Annotated in this window: 19 protein-coding genes; 7 read left to right on the forward strand and 12 right to left on the reverse strand. The window is 68.3% G+C overall.

Going from position 1 to position 18536, the window contains the following annotated elements:
- Nucleotides 1-55: 55 nt before the first annotated feature.
- The 4 genes from MRBLWH13_RS09510 to murI form a co-directional block, all read right to left on the reverse strand.
- Nucleotides 56-631, reverse strand: coding sequence for a dihydrofolate reductase family protein (locus tag MRBLWH13_RS09510; protein WP_341954581.1), 576 nt, complete (start codon nucleotides 629-631; stop codon nucleotides 56-58).
- A 61-nt stretch (nucleotides 632-692) separates the two neighbouring features.
- The gene (gene rdgB, locus MRBLWH13_RS09515; protein ID WP_341954584.1) at nucleotides 693-1286 is read right to left on the reverse strand and encodes an RdgB/HAM1 family non-canonical purine NTP pyrophosphatase; all 594 of its coding nucleotides are present in this window, start codon (nucleotides 1284-1286) and stop codon (nucleotides 693-695) included.
- Complete coding sequence (gene rph / locus MRBLWH13_RS09520) at nucleotides 1286-2020, reverse strand: ribonuclease PH (protein ID WP_341954586.1); 735 nt, start codon at nucleotides 2018-2020, stop codon at nucleotides 1286-1288. The genes rdgB and rph overlap by 1 nt, the downstream gene beginning before the upstream one ends.
- Nucleotides 2021-2069: 49 nt before the next feature.
- Nucleotides 2070-2903 (reverse strand): glutamate racemase, encoded by an 834-nt coding sequence (gene murI / locus MRBLWH13_RS09525; protein WP_056513305.1) that lies wholly within the window; start codon nucleotides 2901-2903, stop codon nucleotides 2070-2072.
- A gap of 75 nt (nucleotides 2904-2978) precedes the next feature.
- Here murI and MRBLWH13_RS09530 point away from each other — a divergent pair, with 75 nt between their 5' ends.
- Nucleotides 2979-4304, forward strand: coding sequence for a nicotinate phosphoribosyltransferase (locus MRBLWH13_RS09530; RefSeq protein ID WP_341954590.1), 1326 nt, complete (start codon nucleotides 2979-2981; stop codon nucleotides 4302-4304).
- Between the two features lie 22 nt (nucleotides 4305-4326).
- On the opposite strand, the gene MRBLWH13_RS09535 is transcribed toward MRBLWH13_RS09530, so the two are convergent.
- The 3 genes from MRBLWH13_RS09535 to MRBLWH13_RS09545 are packed head-to-tail and all read right to left on the reverse strand — an operon-like array spanning nucleotide 4327 to nucleotide 7434.
- Nucleotides 4327-4593, reverse strand: coding sequence for a DUF3039 domain-containing protein (locus tag MRBLWH13_RS09535; protein WP_046013003.1), 267 nt, complete (start codon nucleotides 4591-4593; stop codon nucleotides 4327-4329).
- A gap of 40 nt (nucleotides 4594-4633) precedes the next feature.
- Nucleotides 4634-6199, reverse strand: coding sequence for a hypothetical protein (locus MRBLWH13_RS09540; protein ID WP_341954594.1), 1566 nt, complete (start codon nucleotides 6197-6199; stop codon nucleotides 4634-4636).
- Entirely contained in the window at nucleotides 6175-7434 is a 1260-nt protein-coding gene (locus tag MRBLWH13_RS09545) for an ABC transporter ATP-binding protein (RefSeq protein ID WP_341954596.1), read from the reverse strand. The genes MRBLWH13_RS09540 and MRBLWH13_RS09545 overlap by 25 nt, the downstream gene beginning before the upstream one ends.
- Between MRBLWH13_RS09545 and MRBLWH13_RS09550 the strand changes: the two genes are divergently transcribed.
- The 5 genes from MRBLWH13_RS09550 to MRBLWH13_RS09570 all read left to right on the forward strand — a co-directional run bounded on the left by MRBLWH13_RS09550 (nucleotide 7394) and on the right by MRBLWH13_RS09570 (nucleotide 11944).
- A complete protein-coding gene (locus MRBLWH13_RS09550) occupies nucleotides 7394-7954 on the forward strand; it encodes a hypothetical protein (RefSeq protein ID WP_341954598.1) in 561 nt (186 codons plus the stop codon). The genes MRBLWH13_RS09545 and MRBLWH13_RS09550 overlap by 41 nt on opposite strands.
- A gap of 280 nt (nucleotides 7955-8234) precedes the next feature.
- Nucleotides 8235-8927 (forward strand): phosphocholine cytidylyltransferase family protein, encoded by a 693-nt coding sequence (locus MRBLWH13_RS09555; RefSeq protein ID WP_056312247.1) that lies wholly within the window; start codon nucleotides 8235-8237, stop codon nucleotides 8925-8927.
- A gap of 80 nt (nucleotides 8928-9007) precedes the next feature.
- Nucleotides 9008-10009, forward strand: coding sequence for a hypothetical protein (locus MRBLWH13_RS09560; RefSeq protein WP_341954602.1), 1002 nt, complete (start codon nucleotides 9008-9010; stop codon nucleotides 10007-10009).
- Between the two features lie 94 nt (nucleotides 10010-10103).
- Nucleotides 10104-11702 (forward strand): acyl-CoA carboxylase subunit beta, encoded by a 1599-nt coding sequence (locus tag MRBLWH13_RS09565; protein WP_341954604.1) that lies wholly within the window; start codon nucleotides 10104-10106, stop codon nucleotides 11700-11702.
- On the forward strand, nucleotides 11699-11944 hold the full coding sequence (locus tag MRBLWH13_RS09570) for an acyl-CoA carboxylase subunit epsilon (RefSeq protein WP_082478057.1): 246 nt from the start codon (nucleotides 11699-11701) through the stop codon (nucleotides 11942-11944). The genes MRBLWH13_RS09565 and MRBLWH13_RS09570 overlap by 4 nt, the downstream gene beginning before the upstream one ends.
- 213 nt (nucleotides 11945-12157) lie before the next feature.
- Here the strand turns inward: MRBLWH13_RS09570 and MRBLWH13_RS09575 are convergent, their stop codons facing one another.
- The 5 genes from MRBLWH13_RS09575 to MRBLWH13_RS09595 form a co-directional block, all read right to left on the reverse strand.
- Nucleotides 12158-13357: an ROK family transcriptional regulator gene (locus tag MRBLWH13_RS09575; RefSeq protein ID WP_341958273.1), complete on the reverse strand. Its 1200-nt coding sequence runs from the start codon at nucleotides 13355-13357 to the stop codon at nucleotides 12158-12160.
- Between the two features lie 302 nt (nucleotides 13358-13659).
- Entirely contained in the window at nucleotides 13660-14670 is a 1011-nt protein-coding gene (locus MRBLWH13_RS09580) for a hypothetical protein (protein ID WP_341954608.1), read from the reverse strand.
- Nucleotides 14667-15899, reverse strand: coding sequence for an ATP-binding protein (locus tag MRBLWH13_RS09585; protein ID WP_341954610.1), 1233 nt, complete (start codon nucleotides 15897-15899; stop codon nucleotides 14667-14669). Before MRBLWH13_RS09585 ends, MRBLWH13_RS09580 begins: the two co-directional genes overlap by 4 nt.
- Nucleotides 15889-16551, reverse strand: coding sequence for a response regulator transcription factor (locus MRBLWH13_RS09590; RefSeq protein ID WP_341954612.1), 663 nt, complete (start codon nucleotides 16549-16551; stop codon nucleotides 15889-15891). The genes MRBLWH13_RS09585 and MRBLWH13_RS09590 overlap by 11 nt, the downstream gene beginning before the upstream one ends.
- A 38-nt stretch (nucleotides 16552-16589) precedes the next feature.
- Nucleotides 16590-17819, reverse strand: a complete 1230-nt coding sequence (locus MRBLWH13_RS09595; protein WP_341954614.1) for a TRAM domain-containing protein — start codon at nucleotides 17817-17819, stop codon at nucleotides 16590-16592.
- A 23-nt stretch (nucleotides 17820-17842) separates the two neighbouring features.
- Here MRBLWH13_RS09595 and MRBLWH13_RS09600 point away from each other — a divergent pair, with 23 nt between their 5' ends.
- Nucleotides 17843-18481, forward strand: coding sequence for a Maf family protein (locus tag MRBLWH13_RS09600; protein ID WP_341958275.1), 639 nt, complete (start codon nucleotides 17843-17845; stop codon nucleotides 18479-18481).
- The last annotated feature ends 55 nt before the right edge of the window (nucleotides 18482-18536 follow it).

Below are 18536 nucleotides of genomic sequence, written 5' to 3' on the forward strand. Positions count from 1 at the left end.
CTCGGCGGGTCTGCGCGCAGTCGGGAATGGTGATGATTCTCAGTAGCCGCGCCCTTCAGCGCGCTCGGGTGTACTCGAGCACGACGCAGCCGTTGTCGAACGAGCGCATCCGATCGAGGCCGAACTGCGTCGGGGCGAAGGGGTGGCTCGTCATCGGGATGCCGGACCCCGCGATCACCGGGTACTTCTTGACGATCAGCCTGTCGATCTCATCGAGGAGTACGCCGGCGAGCACGGCACCGCCAGCCAGGTAGATGCCGAGACCGGGCTCCGCCTTGAGCTCACGCATCCGCGCGACGGGATCCGTGCGGACGATCTCGACGTTCGGCTCGCCCGGGTCGTCCAGCGAGCGGCTGAACACAATGGTGCGCAACTGCGAGTACGGATCGGTGATGCCGGCCTGCAGTGCTGGCTCGTAGGTGCGACGCCCCATCACCACGGTGTCGAAACGAGTGAGCGGCTCGTCGGCGCCTCCCCGATCGGCTCGGACGAATGCGGGCTGGATGTCGGAGAGTTCCGTGCCGAGCAGTTCGGCGAATGCCGGGGTCACCGGATAGAAGTCGACCTCGTCGGCCGGCCCCGCGATGAACCCGTCGAGGGTCACGCCGATGTAGTAGGTGAGTTCTCGCATGTCGACCACAGTAACCACTACGTATGAAGTACGTCAAGAGTAGTGGTTACTGCTCGGTGGGTCAGAGATCGGCGAGCAGCGGCACCAGTTCTGCGAACGCGCGGGCGCGGTGCGACTGCTCCTGCTTCTCGTCGGCCGTGAAGTCGCCCACGGTGCGCTCGGCGCCCTCCGGCTGTCCATCCGGGATGAAGATCGGGTCGTAGCCGAACCCGCCCCCGCCGGATGCCTCGGTGGCCAGGCGCCCCGGCCAGTTCCCCACGACCACGTGCTCGGCTCCCTCGGGCGTCACCAGCGCGATGGTCGAGTTGAAGTGGGCGGTGCGGTGTGGATCCGCGATGTCACGCAGCTGGTCGAGCAGCAGTTCGAGGTTCGCCGCAGCATCCTTCTTCTGCCCCGCCCAGTAGGCGGAGAACACCCCGGGCGATCCTCCGAGCACGTCGACGCAGATGCCGGAGTCGTCGGCGAGGGCCGCGAGACCCGTGTGCAGCGATGCAGCACGCGCCTTGATGAGCGCATTCTCGGCGAAGGTCACACCGTCCTCGACCGGCTCCGGGCCGTCGTATCCGACGACCTCGAGATCGGGGCGCGTGGCCGCGACGATCTGCTGGAACTCCGCGACCTTGTGCGGATTGTGGGTGGCGAGGACGACCTTCATCAGCCCGCGAGCGCCTTCAGCTGCTGATCCTTCAGATCGGCGCAGCCTGCGACGCCGAGTTCGAGAAGCGCATCGAGCTCGCGCTTGTCGAACGGTGCCCCCTCGGCGGTGCCCTGCACCTCGACGAAGAGGCCACGACCGGTCACGACGATGTTCATGTCGGTCTCGGCGCGGACATCCTCGACATATGCGAGATCGAGCATGGGCGCGCCGTCGATGATCCCGACCGAGACGGCGGCGACGGAGTCGAGCAGCGGCGTCGAGTTCTTGCCGATGAACTTCTTCTCCCTGCCCCACTCGATCGCATCCGCCAGGGCCACGTAGGCACCGGTGATCGCGGCGGTGCGCGTTCCGCCGTCGGCCTGCAGCACGTCGCAGTCGATGACGATCGTGTTCTCGCCGAGAGCCTTGGTGTCGACGACGGCGCGCAGGGCTCGGCCGATCAGGCGCGAGATCTCGTGCGTGCGTCCACCGATGCGACCCTTGACGCTCTCGCGGTCGTTTCGGCTGTTGGTCGCACGGGGAAGCATCGAGTACTCGGCCGTGACCCAGCCCTTGCCCTTGCCGGTGAGCCAGCGGGGCACGCCGTTCGTGAACGATGCGGTGCACAGCACCTTGGTGCCGCCGAAGCTGATCAGTGCCGATCCCTCGGCGTGGCTGCTCCAGCCTCGCTCGATCGTTATCTCACGGAGCTGGTCGGTGGAGCGGCCGTCGGCGCGGACGATGCTGGTCATGGGGTTCCTTCGGTGGGGGTGGAAGAAGCGGATGGATGCTGCGGAGGAGTCAGAGCCCTGCGGCTGATTCCGGAAGAGTGATGACGCCGGTCTGCACGAGCTGCACGTCGCGCACCTCCCGGCCCATCAGACGGTTGGCGAGGGCGGTGAACTCGGTGGTCGAGTCGCCGGTCGCCTCGTAGACGTACGACGCGGTGGCATCGGGCGACGCGAGAAGGTCGCCGCGGACCAGCTGGCGATACACGTCTCCCGCGGTCTCGTCGTCGCTCGACACGAGGGTGACGCCCTCGCCCATCACGTAGCTGATCGCACCGCGGAGGAAAGGGTAGTGCGTGCATCCGAGCACCAGGGTGTCGACACCTGCGTCTCGCAGCGGCGCGAGGTACTCCTCGGCGGTGGCGAGGACCTCGGGCGTGCCGGTGATGCCACCCTCGACGAACTCGACGAAGCGGGGGCACGCCGCGGTGAAGACCTCGAGACGCTCGTTCACCTCGAGCATGTCCTGGTAGGCACGTGAGCCGATCGTCCCGACAGTGCCGATGACGCCCACCCGCCCGTTGCGCGTGGTCGACACGGCCCGGCGCACGGCAGGGCCGATGACCTCGACGACGGGGACGTCGTAGCGCTCCCGCGCGTCGCGCAGCATGGCCGCGGACGCCGTGTTGCAGGCGATCACGAGCATCTTGACGCCCTGATCGACCAGCGTGTCGAGCACCTCGAGGCTGTAGCGACGCACATCGGCGATCGGCTTCGGGCCGTACGGCGAGTGCGCGGTGTCGCCGATGTAGACGAACGATTCCCGGGGCAGCTGGGCTCGGATGGCCCTGGCCACCGTGAGTCCGCCGACACCGGAGTCGAAGATTCCGATCGGGGCGTCGTTCATGACTCACCAGCCTACCCGCGCGCACCCCGCGTCACGCTCAGCAACCCGGGCGGATGTCGTCACTAAGCTGAGCGCATGACGACGTCCACGGCGCTTCTGACCGACCGTTACGAACTCACGATGCTCGCCGCCGCGCTGCGCGACGGAACGGCCTCACGGCCGAGCGTGTTCGAGCTCTTCTCACGGCGGCTGTCCGGCGGGCGCCGATTCGGCGTCGTCGCGGGCACGGGACGCCTGCTCTCGCTGCTGCGCGAGTTCCGCTTCGGCGACGACGAGCTGCGCTTCCTGCGCGACAACGACGTGGTGGATTCCGAGTCGCTGACCTACCTGGAGAACTACCGCTTCACCGGCTCCATCCGCGGGTATCGCGAGGGCGAGCTGTACTTCCCCGGTTCGCCGATCCTGACCGTCGAGGGCACGTTCGCCGACGCCGTCGTGCTCGAGACCCTCGCGCTCAGCGTTCTGAACCACGACTCGGCCGTCGCCACCGCCGCATCGCGCATGAGCATCGCCGCAGGCGAGCGCCCGCTGGCTGAGATGGGTTCCCGCCGCGCCGCCGAGCAGTCCGCCGTGGCCGCCGCGCGCGCTGCCTACATCGCCGGCTTCCGTGCGACGAGCAACCTCGAGGCCGGACGCCGATGGGGAATCCCGACGATGGGCACCGCGGCGCACTCGTGGACCCTTCTGCACGAGACCGAGGAAGAGGCCTTCCGATCGCAGATCGACAGCCTCGGCACCGACACGACCCTGCTCGTCGACACCTACGACATCCGCACCGGCGTCGAGACAGCCGTTCGCGTGGCCGGCACCGGCCTCGGCGGTGTGCGGATCGACTCTGGCGACCTGCCGATCGTCGCGGCGGAGGTACGCGCTCAGCTCGACGAGCTCGGAGCGACGAGCACGCGGATCACGGTCACGAGCGACCTCGACGAGTATGCCATCGCTGCGCTGGCGGCATCGCCGGTCGACGCCTACGGCGTCGGCACCTCGGTCGTCACGGGCTCCGGATACCCCACCGCAAGCATGGTCTACAAGCTCGTCGCGCGGCAGGATCCGACAGGAGCATGGATCGGAGTCGCGAAGGCCTCGACTGACAAAGCATCGCAGGGCGGCCGCAAAGCCGCATTCCGCACTCTCGTCGACGGCGTGGCCGAGGCCGAGACCGTCGTGGTCTCGGACGGCTTCGAGCAGTTGGACACCCCGGCGGAGCACCCGGAGGGTCGCGCACTGCAGATCACGTTCGTCGAGGCCGGTGAGATCGACACCGCTTTCGAAGGGCCGGAGGGCACGGCATCCGCTCGGGAGCATCACCTGCGCGTGCGTGAAGAGCTTCCGGTCAGAGCCCTCGCCCTGAGCAAGTCCGACCCGGCCATCCCGACCGTGTTCGTCGACGCGAGCTGATGCGCCGCTGAGCCTGCGCGGCTCAGCTGATCATCGACTCGTAGATCTCCTTGCACGTGGGGCAGATCGGGAACTTCTCCGGGTCGCGACCCGGGGTCCACTTCTTGCCGCACAGCGCGCGCACCGGCTTGCCGGTGATGGCGGACTCGAGGATCTTGTCCTTCTTCACGTAATGCGAGAAGCGCTCGTGGTCGCCCGGTTCGAGATTCTCCTCCCGGAGGAGCTCTTCCAGTTCGCGATCAAGCGTTGCCACGCCGCCCTGATCGGGGCTGTCCAGCGGAGTACTCATGCCGAGAGTCTAGCCGTGCACAGCCGCTGGTGGGCGGCTGTCACGCGGTCTCGACGAACTCCATCAGGCGCTCGCCCCCACGCTCGAAGATGCGACCGCCGACCGTCACGCCGACGGCGAGCATGACGACGCCGGTGGCGATTCCGGCCCAGAACGTCGCCGGAGCGAACTGCGAGCCCTCGAGCATCGTGAGCACCAGCAGCCAGATGGTCGGGATGCTCACGACGATGGCGCCGAGGAACGCCGCGGCCGGGCCATAAGCCCCGCGCGAGGTGGGGCGCTGGGGCTGCTGGAACGGGCTGTCTCCCGGGCGCGACACAGCATAGGGCGCGATCACCGACACGATGCTCGAGAACCCGAGCGCCGACAGCAGCAGGCTGGCCCCCAGCCCGGTGAGCGGGAGCAGAAGACGCCAGTCGTCGATCCACAGCAGCGTCAACGGCACGGAGATCGCCAACACGGGCACGGCGACCAGCACGACCGGCACCAATCGTCCCAGGCGATCGGGGATACCGCGCACGCCGCTCGCGACGTGGGTCCACAGCGCGGTCGAGTCGTAGGCGACGTCGTTGTGCGGAAGCCATCCGAAGAACAGGGCCATCACGGGGACCGGGACGAGCGCCGCGATCTCGAGCGGCACGCCCGCGACGAGGAGAGGGAGCACCGTGAGTGCGCCGGCCACGGGGACCACGATCAGGTTCATGATGTACCGACGGTCGCGCAGCCAGTAGACGAGGCTCCGCGACGCGATCGCGCCGAAGGCGTTCGACGGGAGCAGACCGAACCAGCCGAGTCCGGATCGCTCGCGCGATGTGACAGGCCGCTCCGTGGTGGTCAGCAGCCGACGCACGAGCCACGTCCACAGCGCCCAGAGGACCGCGGCGGTCGCGAACGCCACGACACCGCTGATCCAGGCGCCGGTGTTGTCGTCCGTCGCGAACGAGAAGAGGAAGCGCGACGATGCCGCGAAGGGCGTGACACCGACGGCTGCCGCGAGGGTGCCGACCGCAGCGGGCACCTCGCCGTCCCACTTGAGGGATGCGAGGAAGACGGCCACGGGGAATGCGATCACGATAACGGCCAGAGCGAAGAGGGCGGTGAGCTCGCGTGATCGGCGTTCGGGCAGGACCAGCGCGTTGACGGCCATTCCGACCCTCGCCGCCAGGATCGTCGACATGAGGCTCACGAAGCTCATCACTACAGCGAGGAGCCACGGGGCGCCCAGCCTGATAGCGACGACGCAGACGCTGATGTTCACCGCGAGCAGCGCCAGACTCGGGACGCTGATGAACGAGGCGAGGGCGAGGATCCACGGCATCTGCCGCTCGTCGACCCCGAACACGGCGAACCGCCGGGGGTCGAGCTGGTCGACCGCACCCACGAGGATCGGGCCGACCAGGAATCCGAGCAGCAGCGCGGCGCTGCCGAGCACGATGACGGTGCGCGCGACGGCGACCGGCGCGTCGTCGAGGCTCAGGACCGCAGCGCAGACCACGGAAGTGAGAACGACGATCACGGCGAGCATGATCACCGTGCGCAGCCGACGTTCGCCGCGGAGCGATCCGATCAGGAGCGCCGCCCTCAGTCGGAGAACGTGTGCAGCCACTCGAGCCCCTCCACCTCGCTGATGCCACCGGAGAGCTCGACGAATCGCGCCTCGAGCGTCTGGCCTGCGCGCACCTCATCGATCGTGCCCTCGGCGAGCACCTCTCCCCCGACGATGATCGCGACGCGCGAGCAGACGCGCGCGACGAGATCCATGCCGTGGCTGGAGAGGATGACCGTTCCGCCATGGTCGACGTATGCACGCAGGATGTCGAGGATGACCGCGGACGATACGGGATCGACCGCCTCGAAGGGCTCGTCGAGCACCAGGACGCGAGGCGAGTGGATCATCGCTCCCGCGAGCATGATCTTCTTCGTCATACCGGCCGAGTAGTCGGAGACGACGCGGTTCAGCGCCTCGCCGAGGTCGAAAGCGCGCGCGAGGTCGCCGACGCGCTTCTCGATGACGTTCGATGCGAGACCTCGCAGCAGGCCGTAGTAGTAGAGAAGCTGACGGCCGGTGAGGCGATCGAACGTGCGCAGCCGATCGGGCAGCACACCCATCATCCGCTTCGCCGCGAGCGGCTTGGCCGCCTGGTCGATGCCGCAGATCACGACGTTCCCCTCGTCGGCGCGCAGGAGCCCTGCGACGATCGAGAGCGTCGTCGTCTTGCCCGCGCCGTTGGGCCCGACGATTCCATAGAACGACCCGGCGGGTACGGTCAGATCGATGCCGTTGACCGCCGTGTGGTCGCCGAAGCTCTTCACCAGACCGCGGATGCGGATCGCCTCGGAGGCCGATGCAGCCTCGACTCCGCTGACGGCCTCTTCCGTCGCATCCGCATCGGAGACGGCGTCGACGACGTCGGACACCGGACTTTCGTCTGCGGGCTCATCCGCTGCAGCGTCTTCGAGGACCTCGACGACGTCGGAGGCCGCGCCATCGGTCGAAGCGGCGTCAGCCGTCGGGGACTCGATCGACGGCGTGTCGACGTCGTCGACGCGGGGTCGTTCGATCACGGGAGACACGTCGTCCGCGCCGTCCGCCACAGGATCAGCCACGGCAGGAGCGGCCACGGTCGCTTCAGCGGACTTCGCCTCCGCAGCACCCTTCGACTCCGCCTCCGCAGCGGCCTTCGACTCCGCAGCACCCTTCGACTCCGCAGCGGCCGCAGCCGCGGTCTCCTCCGCGGCCCGAGCCTCGGCGGCCTTCGCCTCCTCCGCCTCAGCCTCCGCGGCCTTCGCAGCGGCGGCCTTGGCCGCAGCCGTCTTCGCAGCGGCGGTCTTCGCGGCCACCGTCCTCGCCGAAGCCGTCTTTGCGGCAGACGTACGGGCGGTGGACTTCGCCGCGGCGCTCTTCTCGGCCGCAGCCTTCGCCGCAGCCGTCTTCGCGGCGGTCGTCTTCGCGGCCGTCGTCTTCGCGGCCGTCGTCTTCGCGGCCGTCGTCTTCGCGGCCGTCGTCTTCGCCGCCGTCGTCTTCGCCGCCGTCGTCTTCGCGGCACTCGACTTGGCCGTCGTCGATCGCGCTGCGGTGGTCTTCGCGGCAGTACTTCGCGCAGTCGTCGGGCGAGCCGAGTTCTTCGCTGCGGCGGTGCGTGCCGCGGCCGACGTGGTCTTCTTCGGCGCGGCGGAACGCGACGCCGCAGCATCGACGCTCCGGTCGATCTTCAGCGCGGGCTCCGCCACCACCTCGATCGTCGCGGCAGCCTTGTCAGCGGCTGACTTCGTGGGCGTTCGCGCGCTCGTCGCCTTCTTGGCGGGCGTCTTCCGAGCCGGCGTCTTCTTGGCGGTCGAGGGCGCGGCGTCGGCCACCTGATCGGTGCGGTCGTCGGGGGAAGCAGTCACCGTCCTACGGTATCAACGGGTACCCACTTTCTCAGGGTCGCCGCAACAATTGGCCCCGGAATCACAGATCGGACCCCGTACGGGGCCGATCTGGACGAATCTGAGTGTTGGGTGTGTACTGGATCACGAATTGGCAACAGGGACCACAACCCCCGGGGGTTCCCAGGCTGGATCGCTAGCATGACCCTCGGCACGACGAAGTGTCTGGTCGGTGAACCGACCGTGAACACATACTTCCTTTAGGAGCACTCGTGACTCTTCAGACCGTCATCCTCGCAGCAGGAATGGGCTCACGCCTGGGCCGCGCGCTGCCGAAGCCGCTCACCGAGCTCAGCGACGGCCGCACGATCATGCGTCAGCAGCACGACAACATCCGCGCCGCCTTCGGCACCGACGCACGCATCACCTCCGTCGTCGGCTACCGCGCCGAGACCATCATCGAGGCCTTCCCGAACGTCAACTACGTGCACAACGAGCGCTACGACGAGACGAACACGTCGAAGAGCCTGCTGCGCGCGCTGGGCGCGACCGGCAAGTCCGGCGTGCTCTGGATGAACGGCGACGTCGTCTTCGACCCGATGATCCTGGGCCGTGCCGCGGCCTACATCGAGCGCGACCAGTCGTTCGTCACGGTGAACACCTCGAAGGTGAGCGACGAAGAGGTGAAGTACACGGTCACGGCCGAGGGCTTCATCAACGAGCTCTCCAAGACCGTCAAGGGCGGACTCGGCGAGGCCGTGGGTATCAACTACATCTCCTCCGCGAACAAGAAGGCGTTCATGCGCCAGCTGCAGCGCGTCGAGGACCAGGACTACTTCGAGCGCGGACTCGAACTCGCGATCGCCGAGGACGGCCTCCTGCTCGAGCCGATGGACGTCTCCGACCTCTACGCGGTCGAGGTCGACTTCGCCGAAGACCTGGAGCGGGCGAACCTGTTCGTCTGATCTCTTTTCACGAAAGCCCGGCCCCGTCAAGGGTGCCGGGCTTTCGGCGTTTTCGCGGGCTGTGTTCCTAGGATCGATCCATGGCCCCCAAGGTGCACAAGATCCACTCCCTCCCCGATGACTCCCCGTGGGACAGGGGCGTGCCGCCGGTGGGTTCCGCCGAGCATCCGTTCATGGTGCGGGGCCTCGATCGAGTTCTCGCGATCCAACGACCGCTCGTGCTCGCACACATCCGCAGCATCCGTCTGCGCAACCCCCACGCATCGCCCGAGCAGATCATCCGCATCCTCGAACGCCGCTATCTGGCGGCGGTCACCACGGGCGGCGCAGCCGTCGGTGCGACGGCTGTCGTCCCCGGCATCGGCACGGGCATCACGCTCGCGCTATCCGGCGTCGAGACCGTCGGCTTCGTCGAGTCGACCGCTCTCTTCGCTCAGTCGGTCGCCGAGGTGCACGGCATCGCGGTCTCGAATCCCGACAGGGCCAGAGCTCTCGTCATGACGCTCATGCTCGGCAAGGAGGGCGTGGCGCTGGTCGGCCAGCTCGCCGGAGAGGCGACCGGCAAAGGCGGCACCCGTTCGTCCTATTGGGGCGAGATGGTGACGAAGTCACTCCCCCGGGCCGCGGTCGGACCGCTCGTCGACCGACTCAAGAGCATGTTCGTGAAGCAGTTCGCCGCAAAGGGAGGAGCCTCCTTCATCGGCAAAGCGCTGCCGTTCGGTGTCGGCGCAGCCGTCGGCGGGGCGGGCAACCACATCCTCGGACGCCGTGTGCTCACCACCTCGCACCGCGCGTTCGGCGCGGCTCCCATGGATCTGCCCCTCGATCTCGAACCGGTCGACGGTGCCGAGAAGGTCGAGCTGCGGATGCTGCACGGCGCGCAGTTCGTCGGCGGCGCCATCGCGGGAGCGGCCGGTTCCGCGGCGCGCGGTGTCGGCTGGGCCGGACGGAAGATCACGTCGGTGGGTCGTGGGCGCAGGCAGGGAACGTCCGAGATCGAGAGCGGCGCGGGCGAGCGGTCGGGCACGCACGACCTGTCGGGCGAGCTCGGCACAGACGCGCGTCCCCCTCGCAGCGACTGAGTCCGCGCGGATCGCCGAACACGAGAGAGACGCCAAAGGATCCGGCGACCCGTTGTGGCGAGCATCCAACGGACGAGGCCGACCCGACGATAGGGTGGAATCCGTGACGGACAAGCCCGAACTCTCGACCACCGCCGGCAGGATCGCAGACCTCCGCGCTCGCTACAACGAAGCCGTTGTCGACGCTGAGAAGGTCGCGCACGACAAGCAGCACGCCAAGGGCAAGATGACCGCCCGCGAGCGCATCGAGCTGCTCGTCGATCCAGGAAGCTTCGTCGAGTTCGACGAGTACGTGCGCCACCGCACCACGGCCTTCGGGATGGACAAGAACCGCCCCTACGGAGACTCGGTCGTCACGGGCGTCGGCACGATCCACGGGCGGACAGTCGCGGTGTACTCGCAGGACTTCACCACGTTCGGCGGCTCGCTCGGCGAGGTGTCCGGCGACAAGATCATCAAGATCATGGAGTTCGCGCTCTCCGGCGGCATGCCGATCATCGGCATCCTCGACTCGGGCGGTGCGCGGATCCAGGAGGGGGTGCTCGCGCTCAGCAAGTACGGCGAGATCTTCCGACTGAACACCCGTTCGTCCGGTGTCATCCCGCAGATCTCGATCATCATGGGCCCGGCCGCCGGTGGTGCCGTGTACGGCCCCGCCCTGACGGACTTCGTCATCATGGTCGACAAGACCAGCCAGATGTTCGTCACCGGCCCTGACGTGATCAAGACGGTCACCGGCGAGGATGTCGGCATGGAGGAGCTCGGTGGGGCCCTCACGCACAACACCCGCTCCGGCGTCGCGCACTACCTCGCCGAAGACGAGGACGATGCGATCGACTATGCGCGCACGCTTCTGGGTTTCCTCCCCGACAACAACATGGCGGAGATCCCCGGCTACGAGAGCGGGTTCGAGTGGGAGACCACGGATGCCGATCGCACGCTGAACGCGATCATCCCGGACTCCCCCAATCAGCCGTACGACATCCACACGGTCATCGAGCACGTCGTCGACTCCGGGGACTTCATCGAGGTCCAGCCGCTCTTCGCGCCCAACATCGTGATCGGCTTCGGACGCGTCGAGGGCCGCTCGGTCGGCATCATCGCCAACCAGCCGTCGCAGATGGCAGGAACCCTCAACATCGAAGCCGGCGAGAAGGCCAGCCGGTTCGTGCGGTTCTGCGATGCGTTCTCGATCCCGATCGTCACGCTCGTCGATGTGCCCGGCTATCTGCCAGGCACCGATCAGGAGTGGACCGGTGTGATCCGCCGCGGCGCGAAGCTCATCTACGCGTATGCCGAGGCGACGGTGCCGCTGGTCACCGTGATCCTCCGCAAGGCCTACGGCGGCGCGTACATCGTCATGGGCTCGAAGCAGCTCGGCGCCGATGTGAACCTCGCCTGGCCCACCGCCGAGATCGCCGTCATGGGCGGTCAGGGTGCGGTCAACATCCTCTACCGCGGCGAGATCAAGCGCGCCGAAGAGGCAGGCGAAGACGTCGCAGCCGTGCGAACCCGCCTTGCGAACGAGTACACGTACAGCGTGACCTCACCGTTCCTCGCGGCCGAGCGCGGCGAGATCGACGGCATCATCGAACCGGCGAACACCCGCGTCTCCATCGCCAAGGCCCTCCGCGCCCTGCGCGGCAAGCGGGCGGAGCTGCCACCCAAGAAGCACGGGAACATTCCCCTGTGAGCGCGCAGGACGCACCGGAGACGCCGGCGGGGGCAGAGCGTCCGCCGACGATCGAGATCACGCGCGGCTCGGCCACGGAAGAGGAGCTCGCGGCGCTCATCGCGGTCGTGAGCGATGCGTACGCGCAGGAGTCGGCGGATGCCGTCGCGGACGTGCCCCGCGTCTCCGCGTGGACTCGCACGCAGCGTCCGCTGCGGAGACCTCTTCGACGGGACATCCCGTGGGGCCGCTTCTCGGGCTGATCGCGCGTCGCTGAACGCGAGGCGGACGAGGCGCCTGCGAGACCCGGAGCCCCCCAGCTTCCGGGCCACGCAGACAGTCTCCCCCGGTCGACGCGGGACCGTCGTCCCAGCAATCGGAGCACCCCAGTCGGCGCATCCCTTCGATAGTACATCGATTGGAATTAACCACCCACTCCGAAAACCGATATACCGGTATGGCAGTTGGATGCTCGTTCAGTCGTCAAGGTAGAGATCGGATGCCCTCGGGGTGAGAACGGCGTCGAGAACGACGCATGCAGCTCCGACGGCACCCACATCGTCTCCCACCACGGTGCCCTCGACAGGGAGAAGATGCACTGCGCGCGTGGCGCTTCGCCTGTTCAGCTGCTCGGGGAGCTCGCGCAGGTACACCTCGGCCAGGCGGCCCCAGAACGGCCCACCCAACACGACACGGTCGACGTCGAGCACGTTGGTCAGCGCCGAGATCAGGACCGCGAGGTGGCCCGCCGCCCGGCGCAGCACCGCGAGCGCAGGCGAATCGCCGGCACCGGCCCGCTCGCAGAGGAGTGAGAAACGCGCCTCTACGGCACGCTCGTCGTCAGCATCTCGATCATCGTCGAACACTCCCGCGGTCTCCGCCTGCTCGACGATCGCCTGCGGCGTGCACACCACCTCCACGCATCCGCGTGATCCGCACGAGCATGCCGGCCCCTCCGGATCGACCATGATGTGACCGATCTCGCCGAAGTTATGAGAACTGCCCGTGATGACACCGCCCCCGCGCACCGCGGAGGCGCCGAGCCCCGTTCCGAGGTAGATGAACAGGAACGAGCCCTCGGTGGAATCGGTACCCGTCCAGAGCTCGCCCACGGCGGCGGCCGTCGTGTCCTTCTCGAGAGTGACGTCGAACCCGGTGGCCGCAGCGAGCACCGAACGCAGCGGAACTCGATGCCAGCCGTGCAGCTTCGGCGGGTCTATCACCGTGCCCTTCTGCGCGTCGAGCGGACCGGGAGCGGCCACCCCGACACCCGCGACGAGAGCACGGTCGACTCCGGCCTCGTCGATCAGCGCATCGATCGTCTGGGCCATGGTCTCGACGATGCGGCGGGGATCCTTGTCAGGCGTCCGAACCACGAGTCGGTGGATCACACCGCCCGACATGTTCAGCAGTACGAAGGTGATCACCGCCGGGTCGAGGTGCACACCCACCGAGAAGCGGCTCTCCGCCACCAGGCGAAGAGTGACACGAGGCTTGCCGGGTCCGTTGATCGTCCGCCCCGCCTCGGCGATGAATCCGTCGTCGAGCAGCCGTCGGGTGATGTTCGTGATCGTCTGGGCGGAGAGCCCCGTCGCCTCGACGAGCTCGATGCGACTGAGCCCCTCGGCCGAGCGGCGGATGGCCTCGAGGATCACCGACTGGTTGAAGTCGCCCATTCGGGGGAGGTTGGTTCCTCGGCGCATTCCCATGCCCCATCTTCTCGCATGGGAGCCATTCCTGTGTCCCCCAAAATACCTACAGACAACGACTTGAATAACCACGAGACTGAGTAAGACGCTTCGCGTTCGGCTGGTCTCTCCGTCCCAGGGTAGACAGACGCAGACCGGCCACCAGCGGATGGTTTTCGGGTAACTGTCCGCATGGCGAGGGGCTGGCGGATTCGCCGCCCCTCGCCCACTCTGTCTGACCTCGACTCTGACCTCCTCCCCCGGCCAGAGCCGAGGGCAAGGACCGCCTCTCAGTGCTCGGGTGCCTCGCGGGGGATCTCGTGGAAGACATCCACGGCGTCGTCATCGCTCTGCCCGCCGGCGCCGGCGCGACCGACCACCGTCACCGCGGTCACCGGATCCCGTGCGGCACGGATGATCCAGCGCTCGGCGTCGGCGTCACGAAGCACCCTAGCGAGCTCGTCACGGATCACGGCTCGCCGCGCTTCGTCGACATCGTCCAGACCGCCCTCGTCGAAGACGGTCACGGCGGCACCGTGCCGCCGGGCATCCTCGATCGCATCCCGCACCGCATCGTTGAGCAGGTCGGCGCCGCGCAGCTCGTCGCGGAGCCGCCCCTCGGCCAGCCTCGCCTGGAGCCGTTCCTCGGCGTCGAGCGCACCGCGGGACGCGACGGCGCGGCTGAGCACAGGTCCGGCGACGGCGAGCGCGAACTGCGTGCGCAGGCGCCGCTCCTTCTGCCGCACCTGCTGCGTCGCGTGCCACGCGGATACCGCCTGCTGGATGCCGGCGAGGCGCTCGGTGTCACGCACCGCCCGATCCCAGAACATCACCAGCAGGTGGGCCACCGCGACCCACATGAAGGATCCGACCAGGCCGAGCGACAGCGCCACGAAGAACCCGAGATAGGCCGACGAGGCGACCACGAGGACCAGGACGACGAGCCAGCCGATCACGAATCGGCGGCGCACGATGCATACGATGCCCACCAGCCCGAGCGCACCGATGTACCACGTGGCGAATGGCGCGGTCAGAGTCAGCGGATCGAGCGAGAGTGTCACGAGGATGGGGATCAGCACGCTGGATGCCAGCGTGACGAGGGCGACCCACAGGGGCATCCGCACCGACGTCGCGGAGTCCCAGAGGATCGCCGCGTTCACGACCACGAGATACAGACCGATCGCTGCCACCATCAGCAGCGGCCCGGTGGGCTGCTCGATCCACCAGACGCCTCTGGCGGCGAAGTACATCGCGAACCCGACTGCGAGAGAGGTCGCGACGCTGCGCACCGTCCGATTCATGGACGCTCCCAGCCGAGCGTCACGGTGGTGCCGCACTCGCTCGAGTCGATCTTCGCCGTCCCAGCCACGCCGGCCATGCGCGCAAGGATCGACGCGCTGATGCCGAGGCGGTCAGCACCGATGGCCTGGAGGTCGAACCCGGGACCGGTGTCGGTGATCGTCACGCTGATCCCCTCGTCACCCCTGCCCTCGGCGAGAATGTGCAGCCCCCGTCCGTTCGCGTGCGTCACGGCGTTGCCGAGGGCCTGTCGGGCGGCGAGCACGAGCGCCCGCGCGGCACGACCCGGGATCAGTCCGATCCCCCCTCGCTCTTCGACGATCGCATCCGCTCCGAGCTCGGAGAGCGCCCGCCGCAGCTCCACGACGATCTGTGCGATTCCGACCGGCTCATCGCTCCCCTCCTGCGCCACCGCGGCTTCGGTGTTCGCGAGCCGGGTCAGCGCCTCGCGCGCCATGCCGACGGCGAGCTCCTGTGCTCGTTCCCCCTCTGCCCGCTCCGCAGCGATGAGAGCAGCGAGGACGCTGTCGTGCATGAGCGCCGACATCGTCGCACGCTCCTCCTCCGCAGCGGCAGCCGCAGCGGCCGATGCATAGGATTCCACAGCGTGCGCGCGGGCTTCGTCGACGCCGGCTGCGACGGATCGGAACATCCAGCCCAGCGCGATGATCACGATGCCGAGGATCAGTGTGAACGACACGTCGAACGCCGTGGTCACCCAGAAGTCCCGCGAGAACTCCCCCTCGACCAGCCGGACGTACCCGTAGACGAAAGGGAGGCCCACTGCCCAGGCGAACTGCAGCCATAGCGGGAAGGCGAGCATCGCGGCGACGACGCCGACGTTGACGAGGAAGAAGATCCACGGCTGATCGGCCGCCTTGCCCACGGGGTCGACGAAGCTCGGCCAGGCTCCGAGTGCAAGGGTGTAGACGATCGCGAAGACACCTGACGCGGTGCGCACCCCTCGGCCGACCACGCAGGCGATCAGCATCACCACGAGTGGTGTGAACACCACCAGAAGCATCGCGATCCTCGCAGGATCCGACCACGACATCGTCGTGATGCCGGCGATCAGCGCCTGGGCTCCGAGGATCGCCGATCCGATCGCGACCACCGTCGCGAGGATGCGCTCCATGCGCTTGCCCGTGAATCGCTCGAATTCGGTCTCGACGCTCCCCGGGGAAGGGATCTTGCTCCACGCATCGCGGATGCTGAGCGGGTCAGTGGGCACTCGGTGCCCCGTCTGCGGCGACGATCCCGTCCTCCATCGCGCGGCGGAGGAGATCGACCTTGGTCGGCGCCGGGCGCCCGACCTCGACGTACTTCACCCTGATCCGCGTGATGTTCTCCTTGGCGGTCGAGTAGGCGACGCCGAGACGCTCGGCCACAGCCTTCAGCGGCAGACCCGCCGCGTACAGGCGCAGCACATCGCGCTCGCGAGAGGAGAGCTGCGCATCCGCGAAGTCACGGTCGCCGTCGACGGCACTCGCCCATTCGACGTTGTTGAGCGCCTCGCCGTCGGCGACCGTGCGGATCGCATCGAGCACGTCGTCGAGCGCCGAGGACTTGCTGACGACTCCGGCGGCACCCGCGGCGAGCGCCTCGCGAACGGCCGCCGGACGGTCGGCGACGCTGTGGATCACGACGCTCGCACCGTCGGTGACGAGCGATCTGACGTTCTCGGTGACCGTCGTGCCGTCACCCAGAGTGAGGTCCAGCACGACCACGTCTGCGGGCGGAGCCGCGGACGCCGATCGCCACTCGAGGTACGACACGACAGTGCTGCCGGAGAAGACCACCGTCTGCCCGCCGTCACGGGCGAACGCGGCCTCCAGACCGAGGCGGACGGATTCGTGATCGTCGATGAGTGCGACCCTGCTCATCCACCCAGCCTAGTGATTCGCGCGGGTGTCGATTCCCGTCACCGCGTGAGCAGAGCGACGACCTCGAAATGATGCGAGTGCGGGAACAGGTCGAAGCCGCGGAGAGTCCCCACGTTCCACCCGCGCTCACGGAAGGTGCCGAGGTCGCGCGCCAGGGCGACCGGGTCGCAGGCGACGTAGGCGATCGCCTCGGGGGCGAGTGCGTCGAGGGCCTCGACCACCGCGCGACCGGCTCCGGCCCTGGGCGGATCCAGGACCACAGCACCCGCGTTCGTTCCCGCGGGCGCTCCCGCGATGTAGCGGTCGACGCGCGCGGTCACCGCGCTGACGCCGAGCTGCGCGAGGTTCTGCTGCGCGTGAGCCGTAGCGCGCCTGCTGGATTCGACCGTGACGATGTCGGTGCCGCCGAGGTCCGCGAGCGATGCGGCGAAGAGCCCCACGCCTCCGTACAGGTCGAAGTGCTTCTTCTCGGGGTCGACATGGCCGTCGAGGATGCCGTACACGGCACCGTCGAGCACCGATGCGGCGCGCGGATGCACCTGCCAGAAGCCGCCGGCATCGACCTGGAAGCGTCGATCGCCCACCTGCTCGTAGACGACCTCGGGCGCGGGGCGTCGGCCCTGTCCTCGCGCGGGACGCTCATCGAGCCGCTCACGACGGATGATCCGGACCTTGCCGTCGCCGGGTTCGACCAGGTCGACGCTGCCTGGCTCGCCGCCGACGAGCGCGAGCGCGGCCCGGGCGATCGCCGGACGCGCCAGGGGATGCGAGCCGACGGGGATCACGCGGTGACTGCGCGCGGCATAGGGGCCGACCTGTCCGTCATCGTCGACGTGCAGCGTGACCCTGGTTCGCCATCCGGTTCCGTCGGAGGAGTCGACCGCCTCGATCTCGGGGGCCTCGAGCCCCGCACCCGCGAACCGGTCGAGGGCCTCGGTCAGCACCTGGCGCTTCAGGACCCGCTGATGCCCGAGGTCGATGTGTCCGAGGTCTGCACCTCCCGGGCGGTCTTCCGGAGCACGGGAGACGTCGGCCTCCGACCAGATGTGCGGTCGGCGGTGCGGGGACGCCTCGAGGACCTCGACCGTCTCCGCGCGCCAGAAGCTCTTCGACTCGTCCATCGAGTCCTCGGTCAGCCTCGCACGCACCCGCTCTCCGGGGATCGCATCGGAGACGAACACGACGCGTCCCTCGTGGCGGGCGATGAACGTACCGCCGTGCGCGATGCCGGTGATGTCGAGATCGAGCAGGGCTGCGGAAGAAGTCATCCTTCGAGGATACGGTGGTGCACATGCGCGTCTGCCTCGCCTCCACCTCCCCTGCCCGCCTGATGCTGCTGCGGCAGGCAGGAATCGAGCCGCTCACGCAGTCGCCGGCCGTGGATGAGGATGCCGTGGCGGCCGTCGCCGCGGCAGCGCGCGGCACCGCACTGCCCCCGGCCGAACTCGTGCTGCTGCTCGCCCGAGCGAAGGCCGCCGACGTCGCGCACAAGCTCGCCGCGGAAGGCCTCTTCGACGGCATCGTGATCGGCGGCGACTCGATGTTCGCACTCGGGGGCCGCGTGTACGGCAAGCCCTACACCCCCGAGGAGGCCACCCGGCGCTGGCACGAGATGCGCGGCGCCACCGGCATCCTGCACTCCGGACACTCGGTGTTCCGGGTGTCCCCCGGTGCCGCGCCCGTCGAGGCGACCGCGACCGCAGAAGCCTCTGTGACGTTCGCCGACGACATCACGGATGCCGAGATCGCCGCCTACGTCGCGTCCGGCGAGCCTCTGCACGTCGCGGGCGCATTCACGGTCGACAGCCTGGGCGGGGCCTTCATCACCCGCGTCGACGGGGATCCGTCGACCGTGGTGGGGATGTCCCTGTCGACCGTGCGACGCCTGGCCACGGATCTGGGCGTCGCGTGGACCGACCTCTGGTCGTAGGGTCTCATCGACGTTTCTCCCTCTTTCTTGTGGAGAGTCGTCAAAGAGATCGAGT

The organism is Microbacterium sp. LWH13-1.2 (assembly GCF_038397735.1).
Classification (GTDB): Bacteria; Actinomycetota; Actinomycetes; order Actinomycetales; family Microbacteriaceae; genus Microbacterium.